Annotated in this window: 10 protein-coding genes; 6 read left to right on the top strand and 4 right to left on the bottom strand. The window is 53.3% G+C overall.

Translation table 11 applies throughout. The features are described from left to right. From M0R47_RS01520 to M0R47_RS01500, 5 genes are all read left to right on the top strand, one after another. A partial coding sequence (locus M0R47_RS01520; protein WP_292549317.1) for an Ig-like domain-containing protein occupies nucleotides 1-2,616 on the top strand: 2,616 nt, incomplete at its 5' end. A gap of 188 nt (nucleotides 2,617-2,804) precedes the next feature. Next, entirely contained in the window at nucleotides 2,805-4,358 is a 1,554-nt protein-coding gene (locus tag M0R47_RS01515; protein WP_292549315.1) for a TolC family protein, read from the top strand. A gap of 132 nt (nucleotides 4,359-4,490) precedes the next feature. Next, a complete protein-coding gene (locus tag M0R47_RS01510; protein ID WP_292549313.1) occupies nucleotides 4,491-5,282 on the top strand; it encodes an efflux RND transporter periplasmic adaptor subunit in 792 nt (263 codons plus the stop codon). 8 nt (nucleotides 5,283-5,290) lie between these two features. Then, entirely contained in the window at nucleotides 5,291-6,619 is a 1,329-nt protein-coding gene (locus tag M0R47_RS01505) for an HlyD family efflux transporter periplasmic adaptor subunit (protein WP_292549310.1), read from the top strand. After that, the gene (locus tag M0R47_RS01500) at nucleotides 6,604-8,718 is read left to right on the top strand and encodes an HlyD family efflux transporter periplasmic adaptor subunit (RefSeq protein ID WP_292549308.1); all 2,115 of its coding nucleotides are present in this window, start codon (nucleotides 6,604-6,606) and stop codon (nucleotides 8,716-8,718) included. Before M0R47_RS01505 ends, M0R47_RS01500 begins: the two co-directional genes overlap by 16 nt. Before the next feature lie 237 nt (nucleotides 8,719-8,955). Here the strand turns inward: M0R47_RS01500 and hypE are convergent, their stop codons facing one another. From hypE to hypF, 4 genes are read right to left on the bottom strand one after another with little or no spacing between them, the layout of a single operon-like run. Next, a complete protein-coding gene (gene hypE, locus M0R47_RS01495; protein ID WP_292549305.1) occupies nucleotides 8,956-10,002 on the bottom strand; it encodes a hydrogenase expression/formation protein HypE in 1,047 nt (348 codons plus the stop codon). After that, nucleotides 9,995-11,098: a hydrogenase formation protein HypD gene (hypD, locus tag M0R47_RS01490; protein ID WP_292549303.1), complete on the bottom strand. Its 1,104-nt coding sequence runs from the start codon at nucleotides 11,096-11,098 to the stop codon at nucleotides 9,995-9,997. Before hypD ends, hypE begins: the two co-directional genes overlap by 8 nt. Then, on the bottom strand, nucleotides 11,095-11,340 hold the full coding sequence (locus M0R47_RS01485; protein WP_292549301.1) for a HypC/HybG/HupF family hydrogenase formation chaperone: 246 nt from the start codon (nucleotides 11,338-11,340) through the stop codon (nucleotides 11,095-11,097). Before M0R47_RS01485 ends, hypD begins: the two co-directional genes overlap by 4 nt. A gap of 3 nt (nucleotides 11,341-11,343) precedes the next feature. Then, entirely contained in the window at nucleotides 11,344-13,617 is a 2,274-nt protein-coding gene (gene hypF, locus M0R47_RS01480) for a carbamoyltransferase HypF (RefSeq protein ID WP_292549299.1), read from the bottom strand. Nucleotides 13,618-13,748: 131 nt separating this feature from the next. Here hypF and secA point away from each other — a divergent pair, with 131 nt between their 5' ends. Beyond that, nucleotides 13,749-16,481, top strand: a complete 2,733-nt coding sequence (gene secA / locus M0R47_RS01475; protein ID WP_292549296.1) for a preprotein translocase subunit SecA — start codon at nucleotides 13,749-13,751, stop codon at nucleotides 16,479-16,481. Nucleotides 16,482-16,518 lie beyond the last annotated feature (37 nt).

Below are 16,518 nucleotides of genomic sequence, written 5' to 3'. Positions count from 1 at the left end.
TATGCGGGCGGCGACGGCAACGATATAACGCTGACTTTAATTAATAATGCGCCCACCGGTGCCGGCAACCTGACGTTGGCTGCGATTAATGAAGACGCGGCCAGCCCGGCCGGCACCGCTATCAGCGCTTTAACCGGCTACAGTTTCCAGGATACGGATAGCGGCGCGACCAGCCCCGGTATTTTGGTAGTGGGCAATACAGCCAATGCCGTCACGGAAGGCGTCTGGCAATACAGCAGCGACGGCGGAGCCAACTGGAAAGCTATCGGCACGGTCGCGGACGGCGCTACTGCGTTGGCTCTGGCAAGCAGCACCCAAGTGCGCTTCGTCCCTGCGGCTAATTTCAATGGCACCCCGCCGACTTTGTCAATCCGTGCTTTGGATAATACCTATGCGGCCGCTTTCAGTACCACCACCGGCGGTACCGAAACCCGTGTCACTGCCGACAGCTCGGCCAATGGCGGCACTACGGCCATTTCCGGCAGCCTTAACACAATCGGCACCAGCATTACGGCGGTCAATGATGCGCCCGCCTTTACCAAAGGCGCAGACCAGACCGTCAACGAAGATGCCGGCGCGCAAACGGTGGCGGGTTGGACGACCGGCCTCAGCACAGGTCCGGCTGACGAAAGCGGACAAACCCTGAGCTTTGTCACCAGCAATAACAACAACGCGTTGTTTAGTGTGCAGCCGACAATCGACAGCAACGGCAACCTGAGCTACACCCCGGCGGCCAATGCCAACGGCACGGCCACAGTCACCGTGTCGATCAGGGATAGCGGCGGCGCGGCTAATGGCGGTGTCGATACCAGCGCCACCCAGACCTTTATCATCACCGTGAGCCCGGTCAATGATGCGCCCGCCTTTACCAAGGACGCAGACCAGACCGTCAACGAAGATGCCGGCGCGCAAACGGTGGCGGGCTGGGCGACCGGACTCAGCACAGGCCCGGCTGACGAAAGCGGACAAACCCTGAGCTTTGTCACCAGCAATAACAACAACGCGTTGTTTAGTGTGCAGCCGACAATCGACAGCAACGGCAACCTGAGCTACACCCCGGCGGCCAATGCCAGCGGCACGGCGACAGTCACCGTGTCGATCAGGGATAGCGGCGGTACGGCTAATGGCGGTGTCGACACCAGCGCCACCCAGACCTTCACTATTACGGTGAATCCGGTCAACAACGCTCCCGCCTTTACCAAGGGCGCAGACCAAGCCGTCAACGAAGATACCGGCACGCAAACGGTGGCGGGCTGGGCGACCGGTCTCAGCACAGGTCCTGCTGACGAAAGCGGCCAAACTCTGAGCTTTGTTACCAGTAATAACAACAGCGCATTGTTCAGCGTGCAGCCGACAATCGACAGCAACGGCAACCTGAGCTACACCCCGGCGGCCAATGCCAGCGGCACAGCGACAGTCACCGTGTCGATCAGGGATAGCGGCGGTACGGCTAATGGCGGTGTCGACACCAGCGCCACCCAGACCTTCACTATTACGGTGAACCCGGTTAACGATCTGTCTACCGGCACGGTAACCATCAGCGGAACAACGCCTATAGTCGGAACTATCCTGACTGCCGTCAACACGCTGGCAGATGTTGATGGTTTGGGCGCCATTAGCTATCAATGGAAAGCTGACGGTGTTGACATCAGCGGGGCAACCGGCAACAGCTACGTGTTGACAGACGGGGAAGTCGGCAAGACTATTACCGTAGTCGCTACCTATACTGATGGCCAAGGGACTGTGGAAAATGTAGCCAGTGCGGCAACGGCTCAAGTAGAGGCTTTAGCGCCCATCAATCTCACTCAACAAACCGGCAATGCGGATAGCAAGCCCAGTTCAGATGCCGGTACTGGCAATAACACCAATACTAATACAGGTAACAACACTGGTACGGGCAATAATACCGGCATGGGCAATAGTACCCATGCCGGTCAGAACAACAATGCGGGTAATACGCATAATTGGGACAACAGCAACACCTCTGGCAATAATAGCTGGGGTAATGACAACAGTAATTCCAGCTCCGGTCCTAACCAGACCATCGTTGTGGATATGAAGCTGAGCGTCGATTCACATGGAAACGGAAGCTCCGGCGGCACCATTAACCTGCCGTCCAGTGTTTTTGCCGGGCTGAACACGTCTGGACTGATAACTATTACTGGCGTGCAGGCTAGCGGGCAAAGCCTGCCGTCGTTTATCAGCGTCAATCCTAGTACGGGAGCTGTCACGGTAAAAGAAGGCGCCGTTATAACGCACCCGATAACCGTAAAAGTCACCATAAGGGACAGTCAGGGCAAACAGGTGGTTGTCCTGGTCAAGGTGCAGCCGCAGAAGAATAGCTTTCATCAACAAAGTCAGGGGCAAGATCAAGATCAGCAGTCCGATGATGGCGATAGAGATAATTCGCAGGGACAGGGACAGGGACAGGGACAGGGAAGAGGGCAAAACCGGCAAAGTCAATTGGAGCAGATCGATAAAGGGCTGGCCCAGGCCGGCAAGCCCGGTTTGACTCGGCAGTTGCAGATGGCAGGCAGTAAAGGCTTTGAGTTCCAGCGCCAGAAGTTACTGGACAGTTTGGCAAGTCTGGTTAACAACGATCAGGATGCCGCTTGATCCCAGGTTGAAGCTTGGGAACTGGCGCAGACGGTGAGGGGGGACATGCGATGTCCTTCCAACGTAAACTTTACATATCCATTGCCGGGTACATTTTGCCTATACGGTTTGCGGATATGATGGTAGTAAATCAAGGCGGGCAGAGCCGCCTGTAATTTTTTTCAATACACTAATAATAAAAATATATCATGAATCATCCAGCCCCCCGATTTATCGCCGGTCTTACCGGTGTTGCCTTGTTAGCCGGTTGCGCCATTATGCCGGAACCGATTACTCAAACCGAACAACAGGCATCGCTTAATGCCGATAAACAGGTTATTTTTGCAAAACAGGAACCTATTGTTGCGCCCCTCACCGTGTATGACGCTATGGCCAGAGCGTTAAAATATAATCTTAATCACCGCGTCAAGATGATGGAGCATGCCGTCGCTGACGGACAGTCCGATTTGGCAAAATTCAGCTTATTGCCGGATCTGATCGCTTCGGCGGGTTATCGGGGACGCGATAATTACAACGCTTCTAACAGCCGTAACGCGGTTACTGGCGCTCAGCAATTGCAGTCATCGACCTCTCAAGACCGGTCGCGGAAGGTTTACGACTTTACTTTCAGCTGGAACGTGCTGGATTTTGGCGTCAGCTATTTTCAGGCCAAGCAGGACGCCAACCGGGTTTTGGTTGCCGAAGAAAGCCGGCGCAAAACTGCACAGTTATTGATGCAGGATGTGCGCACCGCATTCTGGCGCATGGCAGGAACCCAGCAATTGGAAGGGGAGATTGAAAAAATCCTGGGCGGCGCCAGACAGGCATTGAAAGACGCGCAGAATATTGAAAGCGAACGGTTGGCCGCGCCGCTGGCCATATTGCAATATCAAAAAGATCTGTTGGAAATCATCCGCAAACTGGAAGAATTGTCGGAAACTCTCCGTCTTGCCAAAACCGAACTGGCCTCTTTATTGGGCGTATCGCCCAGCCAGAAATTTCAGTTGAAATTGCCTGAAAACAGCGCGCTGCAAGCGCCGGAATTTTCATTGGCTATCGACAAGATGGAAGAAATGGCCTTGCAATTACGCCCTGAATTGCGCGAGGAGATTTACAACAACCGCATTACCACGGAAGAGGCCCATAAAGCTATGGTGCGCCTGCTTCCCGGCATCGAATTCAGAACCGGCTATAACTTCGACAGCAACTCCTACCTGTTAAATAACAACTGGCTGGAATTGAGCGGCTTAATCAGCCAGAACCTGATGGAGTTGGTCTCGGCTCCGGCACGTTTTAGCCAGATAGACGCCCAGGAAAAGCTCGGCGATACGCGCCGGTTGTCGGTTTATATGGCGGTATTGACACAAGTTCATTTGTCCTACCAGCAGTTCCTGGTAGCGGAGCAGCAGTATAAGCGCACTCAGGAATTGGATGGTATCACCCAGAAAATTTCAACGCATATCAGCAACGATGCCGAAAATGAAGCGAAAACCGAGTTGGAACGCATCCGTGCGACGACCAATGCCTTGATGTCGCGCCTGCAACTGCTGGAAGCTTATGCCAGCATACAAAGTTCGCTGGGCAGGGTTTATGTGTCACTGGGCCTCGATCCGTTGCCGGCCTTTATTGAGAATTACGATATCAAGACGTTGGCCAATTCCATTGAAGCGGTAGACAAAAACTGGCAGGCCGGGCGATTCCCTTCGGCAGCGAAACAGGCTACAGAGCAGCTGTCGGCTGTTGATTCAAGTGTAGCCAGGTAAAATTAGCCTAACAGTCGGGGGGTGGGTTAGCGTAATCCAATGCATCGAAGCGGCAAATGTCGGGTTACGCTACGCTAACCCGACCTACATGGCTTGCCATGTATAAACCTCAGCAAATAACCAAGACTTATCATGCATACTTTTTTAAGATTGCTCATCTGTACCGCAGGCTTTAGCGCGTTTAGCACAACTTATGCCTCGGAACCGGCTGAAATTCGCGCTCAACTCAATGCACAGCATTCGTCGATCCTGTCCAGTGAAATGGCGGCGAAAATTGTTCAGCTCAATGTCCAGGAGGGCGAACGATTCAAGCAAGGGGACTTGCTGGTTGCTTTCAATTGCGCCGAACAGCAGGCGCAATTGAAAAAGGCGCAGGCCGTGGTGCAGGCCGCCGAAAAAACCTATGAGGTTAATACCCGTTTAACCAAGCTCAATTCGATGAGTCCGCTGGAGCTTGAAATGGCGGCTGCCGAAGTTGCCAAGGCTAAAGCCGATATTGCCTTGATGGGGGCCGTGTTGCAAAAATGTACGATTACCGCGCCTTTTTCGGGACGAGTGGCCGAGCGCATGGTGCAGCGCTACCAATATGTCAAAGCCGGCGATCCGATTCTGGATGTCCTGGATGACAGCCAGCTTGAAGTGACTGTACTGGTGCCCTCCCATTGGTTGAAGTGGTTGAAATCGGGTTCTGAGTTTAAGGTTTTCCTTGAAGAGACGCAGCGAGAGTATCCGGCCAAGGTCAAGATGGTCGGAGCGCGTATCGATGCTGTCAGCCAATCCATTAAAATTACCGGCGTCATCACCGCCAAAACCGATGATCTCCTGGCCGGGATGAGCGGCCGGGCTGTTTTCGCAGCGGCGACTGCCTCGGACGGAAGTTCTGCAACCGTTACTGAACCAACACGGCCGACTGTCAAGCAATGACTAATGCCATGACCGAGTCCCAGCGCCAATTGACGGTGCTGTCGACGCTGCTGCAACTGGAAAAATCTTTTCGTAATGCCGATACTGCCGAAGCGCTGGCCTATACGCTGGTTAACGACAGCCGTAGCCTGATTGAATTCCGTCAGGCGGCATTATGGCGAATAGACAATTCAGAGGTGGTTGCGGTCTCCGGTTTGTCGGTGATCGATACGAATGCCCCCTATATAAACTGGTTGAAACAGGTTTTCAAGCAGTTGTCCGCAGACACGTCAGGGACGATTCGCCCTTTAACCGCAGAAGACTTTGAGGACTACATTGCCGGGCAGTGGCCGCAATGGTTGCCCGCCCATGCCTTGTGGCTGCCGGTGTCGGCCTATGGCGCTACGCCGCAAGCCGGGCTGTTGCTGGCGCGAGAGTCCGGCTGGACGGATGGCGAACTTTATTTGCTGGAGCATGTGGCGGACACTTTCGGCCATGCCTGGGCGGCTTTGGCGCCCAGGCCGCCGTTCTGGAAGCAGGATTGGCTGACCAAAAAGCGCCTGATGACCGGTCTGGCCGTGCTGTTTTGTCTGGTATGGATTCCGGTACGGCAAACGGCGCTGGCTCCGGCCAGCGTCATTCCTGCCCATCCGACCATCCTTAGGGCCGCTATTGACGGCGTTGTCGACCGGTTTTACGTTCAGCCCAATGAGCAGGTGGCCAAAGACCAGCCATTGTTAAGTCTTGAAGAAGAGACCATTAAAAACAAGCTGACCGTCACCCGCAAGGCGTTGGCGGTTGCCGAAGCCGAATACCGCAAAACCGCGCAGCAGGCGATGTTCGATATGGACAGCAAGGCGCAGGTCAACATTCTTAAAAGCCGAACCGAACAGCAGGAAGCCGAAGTGCGCAGCATGGAGGATTGGCTGGCGCGCATCGACATTAAAGCGCCCCACGCCGGCATAGCGGTGTTCTCCGATATCAACGACTGGATAGGCAAACCGGTCACCGTCGGCGAACGCATCCTGATGGTCGCCGACCCTGCCGATGTCGAGCTGGAAGTGCAGTTGCCTGTTGCCGATGCGATCAATCTGGAACCGGGCGCCAAGGTGCAGTTTTTCTTGAATATCGATCCGGCCGCGCCGATTTCGGCGGATCTTTATTTTGCGGCTTATCAAGCCGAAGTTACGCCGGATGAGGCTTTGGCTTATCGATTGAAAGCCCGGTTCAAGCAAGGGGAGATGTTGCCGAGAATCGGCCTGAAAGGGACTGCTAAGGTTTTTGGCTCGCGGGTTCCGTTTGTTTACTATGTGTTAAGAAGACCTCTGGCGGCCTTGAGACAATGGATGGGAATGTAATTAACCTGCCGCCGCTGCGTGAAGAACTGGATCTGTTTCCGGGGCCTTGCGCATTTGACGGCTCCCCCACCTGGACGCTTTACGATCCGGTCAATCAGCATTTCTATCGTATCGGGCAACTTGAAAGCGAGATTCTGGCGCATTGGAACCTGAACTCGCCCGAGGCCATCAGCGAGCAATTATCAAAGCACGGCTTGTTTGCCGTCAGCGTTGACGACATTCAGCATCTATTGCAGTTTCTAGCCGCCCATAACTTGCTTCAGGTCAGAGGAAAAGAGGCTATGCAACGGCTGGTCCTGCAAGCCAAGGCCGCGCATTATCACTGGTTTACCTGGCTGATACACCATTACCTGTTTTTTAAAATTCCGCTGTTCCGCCCAGATCGTTTCCTGGCCCGCACTTATCCGGCGCTGCGCTGGCTCTATCAGCCGAGGGTGCTGTATGTATTGATGGCGCTGGTCATGGTCAATTTGTATTTGCTGGTTGATCGCTGGGACATGTTCAGCCGGACGTTCCTGCATTTTTTTTCGGCGGAAGGCTTTGTTTATTACGCCGCAGCGCTGACTTTGACTAAAACCCTGCATGAATTGGGTCATGCCTATACCGCCCATCGTTACGGTTGCCGGGTTTCCGCGATGGGCGTGGCTTTTCTGGTGATGATGCCGGTGTTATATACCGATGCCAGCGAGGCCTGGAAATTGACCTCACGGCGGCAACGGCTGGCGATCGGTTTTGGCGGTATTGCCGCCGAATTGGGGCTGGCCGTATTGTGCACCACGTTGTGGCATTTCTTGCCCGACGGCCCGTTGCGCAGCAGCGTATTTTTGATGGCGACAACCACCTGGATCATGACCCTGTTCGTCAATCTAAACCCATTGATGCGCTTTGACGGTTATTTCCTGTTGTCCGATTATTGGGGGATTGAGAACCTGCAAAACAGGGCATTCGCGCTGGGGCGTTGGCAGCTGCGGCGGATATTGTTCGGTTTTGCCGATGAGGTGCCGGAGCGCTTCCCGCCGCATACTCAGCGGTTACTGTTGATTTATGCCTGGAGTACCTGGATTTACCGTTTTTTCCTGTTTCTGGGCATCGCCTTACTGGTGTACCACTTTTTCTTTAAATTACTCGGCCTGTTGTTAATGATGGTCGAAGTTGGCTGGTTTATCATGCTCCCTATCGTCAAAGAACTTAAGCACTGGATTGACCATCGCCAACACATGGAATGGAATCGCAATACGCTGACGACCTTGTCCGCCGTGCTGATCGTCATCGGCATTTTGTTTATTCCGTGGAAGAGCCGCATTGAAGCGCCCGGATTGCTGAAAATAGCCGCCCATACCGAGCTTTTTATGCCGTTGCCAGGCAAGTTGGACCGGATTCTGGTCGCTAAAGGCGAAACCGTTAAGGCGGGACAGCCGCTGATTCAGTTCAATTCTTCTGACCTTGAAGCAAAACTTGAACAAAGCAGAATAAAGATCGAGTCGTTAAAGTGGGAGGTGTCTTTTCACGGGCAGGAAAAAAACCTGAGCAATCGGCATCTGGTGGCATTGACCGAGCTGGAAAGTGCGGTCAGCGAATATGATAGTCTTATGGCAGAACAGAAGCGCCTGACCATTCAGGCGCCTTTTGACGGTGAAATTATCGACGTTAACGATCAGTTGAATGTCGGAGAATGGATAGCCAAGGACGAACCGCTGTTAACGGTGGGGCAGTTCGATGCTTACCAGATAGAGGCTTTTTTGGCGGAAGATCATCTGGGACAGGTTCAGCCCGGTGCTATAGCCGATTTTTACCCCGAGCAATTGGACTGGCCGGGCATAAAGTGCCGGATTGTGCGCATCGATAGCGCCGCCGCATTGCAGCTGCCGCCCATTTTTACCTCCCGTTACAACGGAAGCATTGCCATTCGGGGCAACAAGCAAGATGTATTGGTTCCCGAGACATCGGTTTACCGAGTCTGGCTACAGCCTATGGAAAACGGCGAATCGATCAATCGGGCCATCAAAGGCAATGTGCTGATTGCAGGCAAACCCGAAAGCATTGCTTCATCGTTATGGCGCCAAGTTGCTGCGGTGTTTATTAGAGAGTCCGGGTTTTAGATTGGTATTTGCCCAAAGCATTGATTTAAAGCTTCTCACCACGAAGACACGAAGGATACGAAGAAAAGCCAGGTAAAAACTTCGTGCTCTCGGCAACTGCTCCTGCGTCGCCTAAAGCGCCTACTGTTGGTGCTCTACCTCCTGCATCCATGCAGTCTTCGTGGTGAATTAATTGGTCTGTTTTGCAGGGTATTGATTGAATAGACGGGCTGTCCGCTTAATAGTGATGTTTATGCATTAACAAATCCTCGGCAACTGCTCGCCGCTTAATAAATCCAGAACCCGGCTGATGCCCATTGCCGTTTGCAGCGTGACTGCGCCTCGAGGATGCGCCGCTTTAACCTCGCCGATCCGACAGGCCTGCTGGCCCAGCGGATGCCGGTGCAACGCGCTCAGGGCTTGCTCTGTCTGCGCTTTTGGAACAAATAGCGCAAAACAGCCTTCGTTGGCGATATACAGCGGATCGAAGCCCAAAATTTCACAGGCGCTGTTAACGTCTTGATGTACCGGTAACGCCGCTTCGCTGATTTCAATGGCATGGTGCGAGGTGGCGGCCAGCTCGATCAGGCAACTGGCCAGGCCGCCGCGCGTTAAATCGCGCATGCAGTGTATTTCAATGCCGGTTTGAAGCAAATCCTGAACCAGGCCGGACAGGTCGGCGCAGTCGCTGGTTATGCTGCTGTCGAAGTTCATGCCTTCGCGCTCCAGCATAACCGCAATGCCGTGCCGCGCTATGTCGCTGTTGATGATGATGCTGTCGCCCACTTGAATGTTGGCGGGCAACACGTTGACGTTTTCGCCGATCAGACCGATGCCGGCGGTGTTGATATAAACCCCGTCGCCGCTGCCGTGATCGACCACTTTGGTGTCGCCGGTCACGATCAATACTCCGGCTTGTTGCGCGGCCTGCTGCATGGATTCGACGATGCGTTGCAAGTCCTTGATCGGAAAACCTTCTTCAATAATTAGCGCGCAGCTCAGGTATAACGGCTTTGCGCCGCTCATGGCCAGATCGTTCAAGGTCCCGCATACCGCCATCTTGCCGATATCGCCCCCGGAAAAAAACAGCGGCTTGACGACGTAAGAGTCGGTGGTAAAGGCCAGCCTGGAGCCGTTGACGTTTAATATAGCGCTATCGTGTTTCTGGTTCAGCAGGGGATTGCTGAATACCGGCTGGATCAGGCTGTCCAGCAATTGCTGCATCAGGCGGCCGCCGCCGCCATGGGCCATGACGATTTGTTCGTATTGCAGGGGCAGGGGACAGTTCAGTTTTATCTCAGGCATGTTGATGGCGACGATAGCGGTAATAAGCGGCGCACGCGCCTTCGGACGAAACCATGGTGGCGCCCAGCGGGTGTTCGGGCGTGCAAGTTGTGCCGAATTCGGCGCATTGGGCGGGCTTGATCAAGCCTTGCAGCACTTCGCCGCTGCGGCAGGCAGCAGGTTCTTGGGTGTTAATCGCGGTGACCGCAAAACGTTGTTCGGCGTTCCAGTTGTCGTATTCGGCCTTGAGTGCCAGACCGCTTAAGGCAATTTCGCCAAGGCCACGCCAGCTTCTGTCGACGACGTCGAACACCTGGCTTAGCAGCTGTTGCGCGGGCTGATTGCCTTGCTCTTTGACCACGCGGCTGTATTCGTTTTCAACCTGGTAACGGTTTTCTTCCAACTGCTTGATGCACAGGTACAGGCCGTGCAGGATATCGACCGGCTCAAAGCCGGTGATCACGATAGGAATTTTATAGTGAGCCGATAGCGGCAGATATTCGTGGTAACCCATGATCGAACAGACATGGCCTGCGCCCAGAAAGCCTTGCACCTGGTTGTCGGGCGAGTCGAGCAGCGCCTGCATCACCGGAGGCACGCGGACGTGGCAAATCAGCAATGAGAAGTTGTCCAGCCGTTGCTGTCTGGCCTGATAGGCGGCCAAGGCCGTGGTCGGTGCGGTGGTTTCAAAGCCGACGCCGAAAAACACCACCTGCTTGCCGGGATTAAGCTTGGCAATATTCAGCGCATCCATCGGCGAATAGACGATGCGAATATCGGCGCCCTGCGCTTTCAGGCTGAGCAAATCATGATGCGAGCCGGGGACGCGCAACATGTCGCCGAAAGAGCAGAAAATCACATTGGGCTGCGCGGCAATCGCCAACGCCTTATCGATATAAGCCAGCGGCGTGACGCAAACCGGGCAGCCGGGGCCGTGGATCAGGTTGATTTGCTCAGGTAGTAGCTGATCGATACCATATTTGATAATGCTATGGGTCTGCCCGCCGCATACTTCCATGATATTCCACGGTTGCGTAGTGACGGTTTTTATCGCGGTCGCTATTTTTTTTGCAGTTGCCGGGTCACGAAACTCATCCAGGTAGTTCATGCTTGTCATAGCTTAGACTCTAAATCCGCCAAATCATTGAACGCTTCAAGACTGGCCAGAGCCTCGGCTTCATCCAGAACAGACAGCGCGAAACCGGCATGAACGATGACATAATCGTTGATTTTGGCTTCCGGCACGTAGGCCAGGCTGATATCTTTGATGATACCGGAGAAGTTAACGCGCCCGGTGCGCGCCAGGGAGTCGGTGTCGTCAGACAGGCTGATAATTTGTCCGGGTACGGCTAGACACATAGGTTATCCAATATATTTTGCGGCATACAGCTGGCCGAGAGCCAGTCCGCCGTCGTTAGGGGGTATGTTTTCATGGCAGTATACCTTAAAGCCCGAATGCGTTAATCGCTTGGCCGCGTTTTCCGTAAGGCAGGCATTTTGAAAACAGCCGCCGCTCAGGACAATTGTTTTTTGCCCGGCCATTAGGGCTATGGCCTGTATGATTTCGGCCAAGGTGTTGTGAAACTTGGCGGCGATTAGCTCAGCCGGGTTATGTTGCATGTCTTCCAAGAGCTGTTCCAGGGTGATTTTCCAGTCGACGATAATGGGCGTTTTGGCCTGGATGCGGAAGTCATAGTGTAGCTCGGATGCGGTTGATGCGGCGCTTTGTTCCAGAGCCATGGCCGCCTGGCCTTCGTAGCCATTGATATGGCATAGTCCCAGCAAGCTGGCGATGGCATCGAATAAGCGCCCTGCGCTGGTGGTACGCGGACAGTTGAGTTCACGGCTTAACGCCGATTGCAATAAATTTAATTCCTGCGCGGAAAAGGGCAGGTCTTGGCGCTCGAATACGCTGGTGCCAAAGGTTTCGTAGAGCAGGCCCAATGCCGCGCGCCTGGGTTCCTGTATGGCTTTATGCCCGCCGGGCAATGAAAACGGGGCAAAATGGGCGTAGCGTTCAAAGCCCTGCTTGTGAATAATCAGGAATTCGCCGCCCCACAGGGTGTTGTCGGTGCCAAGGCCCGAACCATCCCAGCAGATGCCGAGTACGGGCGGTTCCAGCCCGTGCTCGGCCATGCAGGACAAGGCATGGGCGTAATGATGCTGTACCGGCAGGGTTGACTGGGGCAGATTGGCGGCGAACCGGCTGCTGGCATAGCCGCCGTGCAGATCGTGCATGATGCGTGTCGGAGTGATTTGGTAGAAGTCCTGCAAGTCCGTCAGCGTGGCCTGGAATTGTTGTTGGGTCGCTTCCACATCAAGATCGCCAAGATGCTGGCTTACGATAATATGGTTTTCATGGCTGATCGCGACTGTGTTTTTTAGCTGGCCGCCCAATGCCAGCGTGTCGGGCATGGCTGTCTTTAACGCGATCGGCAGGGGGGCGTAGCCTCGGGCCCTGCGCAAGACGGTGATTTTACCGTTGATGAGCCGGACCACGGAATCGTCAAGCGGGCGCAGGATAGGGCGATCATGGGTCAGGAAATAATCGGCAATGCCTGCAAGCCGTGTCAATGCCTGCTGTTCATCGATGCAGATGGGTTCGTTATGGCGGTTGCCGCTGGTTGCGACCAACACATGCAGCGGTTGCTCGGCGCTGTCTTTGCTCAGTAACAAGTGGTGCAGAGGCGAATAAGGCAGCATGACGCCGAGCAGGTTGCTGCCGGGGGCAACCGCAGATGTAAGGGCGAATGGGCGACTGAAGTCGCCCCCACATGCCGTATCCCAACGATTTAATAGCACAATAGGCGCGGCGGCAGAACTCAGGGTTTGTTGTTCAAGCGCGTTAATCTTGCAAAGCTGCTGTGCCGTCCCCAAATCGGCCACCATCAAGGCAAAGGGTTTTTGCGGGCGATGTTTACGCAGCCTGAGGCGTTCGACGGCTTGCTGATTGCTTGCATCAACCAGCAATTGATAGCCGCCTATGCCTTTAATGGCGACGATTTTGCCGTTCTGCAACTGCCCGATTGCTTCGCGTAATGCATCGTGCTTTTCGGCTAGCAGGTTTCTTGACTCATCAAGCAAACTTAGGTTGGGGCCGCAGTTTGGGCAGGCGATGGTTTGGGCGTGGAAGCGCCGGTTGTCGATGGCTTGGTAGTCCTTAAAGCAGGCGGGACAGGATTTGAATGCCGCCATTCCGGTTCGGCTGCGGTCGTACGGTTGTCGGGTCATAAGGCTGTAGCGCGGCCCGCAATGGCAACAGCTGGTGAACGGGTAGCGATAATAGCGGCTGGCGGGGTCGAAAATATCGCGGACGCAATCAGGGCACACGGCGATGTCCGGCAGCACAAAAGCGGATTGTTTGTCGTCAGTCTTGCTGGCTTTAATTTGGAAATCGTCAAAGCCTGCCAGCGGCAGCGTGGCTATGGATAAAGAGTCGATTTTTGCAAAGGGCGGCAATTGATTATGTAGGTTGTCAAGAAAGTCTTGCTGGTGCTCGGACAGGCCTTCAATGTCAATAGTTATACCGCTGCCGGTATTGGCAACCCAACCTTTTTGCCGATGTTGCCGGGCAAGGCGAACAATGAACGGGCGAAAGCCAAGTCCCTGAACGAAACCTTTGATATTGATTTTCAAATGCGCTTTGTTAATATTGAAGCCTTTTGTCAAGGGGATAAACGGTGTTTTTAACTGTCACTTAAATAGTAGACGGTATATAATCTCATGCTTTTATTCAATCATTTACTAAATTCATACCGGAAAAAAACATGCTGGGTAAGTTGGTTAGATTTGTTATAGGTAGCCGTAATGACAGGCTGATAAAGAAGAAAAGAGCATTGGTTAAAAAGATCAATACGCTCGCTTCTGAATACGAAAAATTATCTGATGATGCGTTAAAAGCAAAAACACAGGAATTTCGTGATCGCTTGGCGCAAGGTGAAAAACTGGACAATCTGCTTCCAGAAGCGTTTGCGACAGTCAGGGAAGCGTCGACTAGAGTCTTCGGTATGCGCCATTTCGATGTGCAATTGATCGGCGGCATGATCCTCCATGACGGCAAAATTGCCGAAATGAAAACCGGTGAGGGCAAGACCCTGATGGCGACCTTGGCGGCCTATTTGAATGCTTTGCCGGGACGCGGCGTGCATGTTGTGACGGTGAATGACTATCTGGCCAAGCGCGACTCCGAATGGATGGGTCGGCTTTACGGCTTTTTAGGCCTGACTACCGGCGTGATTATCAGCCAGATGGACAGCGACGAACGGCGCAAGGCCTATGCGTCAGACATTACTTACGGCACCAACAACGAATTCGGCTTTGATTACCTGCGCGACAATATGGCTTTTAGCCTGGAGCAAAAAGTCCAGCGGGATTTAAGCTTTGCTATTGTCGATGAGGTGGATTCGATCCTTATCGATGAAGCGAGAACGCCGCTGATTATCTCCGGGCCTACCGAAGAAAGCACCGAGATCTATGTCAAAGTTAATAAGATCATCCCGTTCCTGAGCAAACAGGAAAAAGAAGGCGAACCGGGCGATTACACAGTCGATGAAAAAGTACGCCAGTTATACCTGACTGAAGCGGGCCACGAACATGTTGAGCATTTAATGGTCGAACATGGCTTGATGGAAGAAGGTAGCAGTCTGTATGACGCGACCAACATCCGCCTGATGCATTACCTGAGCGCTTCATTGCGGGGTCACGTTTTATTCAAAAAAGACGTCGATTATATCGTCGCCAATAATGAAGTGATTATCGTCGATGAGTTTACCGGACGCGTGATGCCGGGACGCCGCTGGTCGGAAGGCTTGCATCAGGCGATTGAAGCGAAAGAGAATGTCGCCATTCAAAATGAAAACCAGACACTGGCCTCGATTACATTCCAGAATTATTTCCGCTTGTACGAAAAACTGTCCGGTATGACCGGTACTGCGGATACCGAAGCGTTCGAATTGAACAAGATTTACGGCCTTGAAGTTGTAGTCATTCCTACACATCGCCCTATGGTTCGAAGGGACTTAGGGGATGTCGTGTTCCTGACCGCCGACGAGAAATACGTCGCTGTTGCTGACGATATTAAAGAATGCGTGAGTCGTGGGCAACCGGTGTTGGTGGGAACCACGTCGATTGAAAACTCCGAGCGGCTGTCCGCATTGTTGCAAAAACAGGGCATTAAACACGAAGTGCTTAACGCCAAACAACACGAGCGCGAAGCCCATATCATTGAACAGGCCGGTATGCCGGGAGCGGTTACTATCGCGACCAACATGGCTGGACGGGGTACCGATATTGTGCTCGGCGGTAATCTGGAAGCGGAACTGGCGGCGCTGGGCGAAGATGCCGGCGAAGCCGAAAAGGATCGTGTTCGTGGCGTTTGGCTGGACAGACATGAGCAGGTTATTGCCACCGGCGGCTTGCATGTCATCGGTTCCGAGCGTCATGAATCGCGTCGTATCGACAACCAGTTAAGAGGCCGTTCGGGTCGTCAGGGCGATCCCGGATCAACCCGTTTCTATCTGTCGCTGCAAGACGATCTGATGCGTATTTTTGCGTCGGATCGTGTAGCGGGCTTGATGCAGAAATTGGGTATGGGCAATGGTGAAGCCATTGAGCATCCTTGGGTAACCCGCTCTATCGAAAGCGCTCAACGCAAGGTTGAAGGCCGCAATTTCGATGTGCGTAAAGAAATCTTGGCTTATGATGATGTTGCCAATGACCAACGTAAGGTTGTCTATGCGCAGCGCAATGAGCTGATGGCGGCTGAGGAAATATCCGACATTATCACTGCGATACGCGAGGATGTGGTCAATAATGTGATTACTCAGTATATCCCGCCCAGAACTATGGTCGAGCAGTGGGACATCAAGGGGCTGGAAGAACATTTGCATCAGGAATTTAACGTTGAAATTCCTGTGCGCAAAATGCTGGATGAAGATCACTCGTTGCAGGAAGAGTCATTACGTAAACGTATTATCGAGATTCTGGAACAAAACCATAAAGACAAAGAACAGCAAATGTCTAAGGAAGTGTTACGGCATTTTGAAAAATCAGTGATGCTGCAAGTACTGGATAACAGCTGGAAAGAGCATCTGGCGGCGATGGATTATTTGCGTCAGGGTATTCATTTTAGAGGTTATGCGCAAAAAGACCCCAAACAGGAATACAAGCGCGAAGCGTTTGAAATGTTTACTAACCTGCTTGAACATATCAAGTATGAAGTGATAGGGATTCTGTTTAAAGTCCAGGTTAGAAAGGAAGAAGACGTTCATGCGCTTGATGAGCAAATGCAAGCGCCCAGGGAAATGCATTTTGAGCATGCACAGGCCCCGGCTTTGGATGCTTATGAAGAGTCGTTACAGGCTGCTGCCCCTGAGCAGGAAGAAGCGGCTGCTACTGCGGAACAGCCATTTGTCAGAGAGGGCAGTAAAGTGGGTCGCAATGATCCGTGTCCTTGCGGTTCAGGCAAGAAGTTTAAGCAGTGTCACGGTCAATTAAGCTGATTTGATGGGTAGGAGCGGGTTCTAAACCCGCTCCGCA

Origin of the sequence: Methylobacter sp. (genome assembly GCF_023227905.1) — a bacterium.
Lineage (GTDB): Bacteria > Pseudomonadota > Gammaproteobacteria > Methylococcales > Methylomonadaceae > Methylobacter_A.
The sequence above is the reverse complement of the archived record's forward strand: the minus strand, read 5'-3'. Positions and strand labels throughout refer to the sequence as shown.